At 57.2% G+C, this 726-nt stretch carries 2 protein-coding genes; both read left to right on the plus strand.

The genetic code is table 11. The annotated features are described in order from the left end of the window. Positions 1 to 447 (plus strand): type VI secretion system baseplate subunit TssG (locus ACG0Z5_RS23795; RefSeq protein ID WP_394451636.1); only part of this gene is annotated, 447 nt, incomplete at its 5' end. After that, positions 425 to 726, plus strand: a 302-nt coding sequence (tssJ, locus tag ACG0Z5_RS23800) for a type VI secretion system lipoprotein TssJ (protein WP_394451639.1), incomplete at its 3' end; no start/stop codon positions are given. The genes ACG0Z5_RS23795 and tssJ, both read left to right, overlap by 23 nt.

Below are 726 nucleotides of genomic sequence, written 5' to 3' on the forward strand. Positions count from 1 at the left end.
TGCCTGCGGCCGGTGGAGGTCAGTCAGCCGCTGGGCTTTTACGGTGATGACGATTTTCTTCTGGATGGCAACACGCCGCTGGGTGAAGAAGCCATGGATGCCAACAGTCAGCTGCTGATTGCCCTGTCCACCGATAACGAACAGGAATCCCAGGGCTGGAAACCGGACGGTCTGCTGTATCAGGACTTTCTGGTGATGCTGCGTGTCTATCTGGGCTGGCGCTTCAAGGCAAAAATCACCCTGACCACCGCCACCCGTCTGCTGGCCGCGCCGCCGCTTGGTGAAGGCCCATTCTGGCTCGGCATGAATGGCGTGCTGGGGGTTGACGAAGGCGACCTTGCAGATGATATCCCGCAGACCTTTACGACGGAGCTGGGCTATTACACCGGCCTGCAGCCCGCCACACCACAACAAGGAAACCGACGTGTTACGTACAAGTTTGATTAAACCCGCGTGCTGGCTGTTGCCACTGCTGACGTTCAGTTTGACCGGCTGCGGGCTGACCCAGGGCGTCGCGGATGGCACCAAATCGGTCTATACCGCCGTCTTTCACAAGAAAATTAAAGTGCTCCATCTGGACTTTACGGCGCGTGAAGCGCTGAACACCGATGCGCGTGAAAGCAACTCTCTGTCCGAACCTGTGGTGGTGCGGGTCTACCAGCTGAAAGACCGTAAGACCTTCGACAAGACGGTGTATCAACAACTGCTTAAAGATGGCGAAACGGT

Source organism: Scandinavium sp. M-37 (assembly GCF_043558715.1).
In the GTDB taxonomy this organism is placed as follows: domain Bacteria; phylum Pseudomonadota; class Gammaproteobacteria; order Enterobacterales; family Enterobacteriaceae; genus Scandinavium; species Scandinavium vulneris_A.